The following is a 1,504-nucleotide window of genomic DNA, read 5'->3' on the forward strand; positions in this document are numbered from 1 at the left end:
ACGGCGACCACCCCGACGACGGCCAGCCCGGACACGAAGGCCGCGTGGTGCGCTGCTACCGGCACCCCGAATTCCCCGGCGACGCCGTCTGCCCGCACTGCCGCCTCCAGCTCCGCATCCACGGCTGGATCGAATCCGGCGACGACGGACACGTCGTATGCCCCAGCGACTGGATCGTCACCACCCCCAGCGGCGAGCACATCCCCGTACCCGACATCGCGTTCCGCACCTTCTGGAGCCCCGCATGACCCACTACCCGGCCGCCCGCCCGGCCGGGCGGCCCGCCCGCCGCCCGGCCATGCCTCGCATCCGGCCCTTCACCCCGGAACAGAAGGCCCGCCTCCGCGCCGTCATCGACACCATCGCCTCCCGCATCCGCGACGGACTGGAAGCGGTCCGCTCCGCCGCCCAGGCCGCATCCGAGGCGATGAAGCAGCTAGCCGAAGCCTTCCAGGGCTCCGGAATCACGGGCGGCCAGGGCCCCGCAGCCCGCCGCGACCGGCCCGCCTGGGCCACCCCGTACGGCCCCGCCCCCCGACACCACCGGAGGTAACCGCATGACCACCCCCGCCGCCGCCACCTACCGCGTGCGCGACGGGCGCGGCTGGGGCGTCTACGCCATCAGCGCCGGACGCCCCGCCAACGTGCCCGCCATGAAGGAGCTGTTCAGCCCCGACCCGATCACCTGGGTCGTGCCCCGCCCGGAGCGCCACGACTACGCCGCCGCCGGAGCCGACGCCGTGCTCCCCGTCACGGACCCCCCAGCCGGACGGCACGCCCTGTGCGCCGCCCGGAACGCCGCCATGGACCACGCCGCCGAACAGGGCGTCGTCTGCATCCAGACCGACGACGACTGCAAGGGCTTCAAGCTCATCCCCGCAGACGGAGGCAAGGCCCGCCCGGCCGCCTGGTGGGAGCTGCGCGACGCCATCCTCGAGGCGCTCGACGGCACCGTCCACCTCGCGGGCGTCCCGCCCACCGACAACGCCTACTTCGCGCGCGGCAAGCAGCTCGACTACGGCTTCATCATCGGCAGCCTCTGCGCCACCGACACCGACGCCGTCCGCTGGGACGAGACCCTGCCCTTCAAAGAGGACTACGACTACACCTGCGGCCACATCGACCGCTACGGCAAGGTCGCCCGGCTGGACATGTTCGTCGCCAGCTACCAGCACTACAGCAACCGGGGCGGAGCCGTCACCAACCGCACCCCCTCCGCGGAGCTGGCCCTCGTCAAGACGCTCACCGAGCGCTGGCCCCGATACCTCCGCCCCCACAGCCGACGCCCCGGCGAGCTGTCCTTCATCCCCCAGCGCAGCGTCAGGAAGACCGCATGAACCTCTGGACCGGCACCCTCGCCACCCTCAGCACCGCCACCCCGGACGGCCGGATCCCCCTCAAGGGGGAGACCCGAGCTGTTCGGCCTGCCCACCGAGTGGTTCGACATGGACACCGGCATGGCCAAGTTCGACCTGGACTTCACCGTCGTCGACCACGGCCCCGG

At 72.7% G+C, this 1,504-nt stretch carries 3 protein-coding genes; all 3 read left to right on the plus strand.

Going from position 1 to position 1,504, the window contains the following annotated elements; genetic code table 11:
• A partial coding sequence (locus AB0M39_RS42045; RefSeq protein ID WP_365374488.1) for a hypothetical protein occupies positions 1 to 248 on the plus strand: 248 nt, incomplete at its 5' end.
• The gene (locus AB0M39_RS42050) at positions 245 to 553 is read left to right on the plus strand and encodes a hypothetical protein (RefSeq protein ID WP_365374491.1); all 309 of its coding nucleotides are present in this window, start codon (positions 245 to 247) and stop codon (positions 551 to 553) included. The genes AB0M39_RS42045 and AB0M39_RS42050, both read left to right, overlap by 4 nt.
• Before the next feature lie 4 nt (positions 554 to 557).
• Entirely contained in the window at positions 558 to 1,337 is a 780-nt protein-coding gene (locus AB0M39_RS42055; protein WP_365374494.1) for a hypothetical protein, read from the plus strand.
• The last annotated feature ends 167 nt before the right edge of the window (positions 1,338 to 1,504 follow it).

Source organism: Streptomyces sp. NPDC051907 (assembly GCF_040681075.1).
Classification (GTDB): Bacteria; Actinomycetota; Actinomycetes; order Streptomycetales; family Streptomycetaceae; genus Streptomyces.

Coding starts and splice junctions, on each gene's coding strand:
- AB0M39_RS42050 (WP_365374491.1), top strand. CDS start 245: ATGACCCACTACCCGGCCGCCCGCCCGGCCGGGCGGCCCGCCCGCCGC.
- AB0M39_RS42055 (WP_365374494.1), top strand. CDS start 558: ATGACCACCCCCGCCGCCGCCACCTACCGCGTGCGCGACGGGCGCGGC.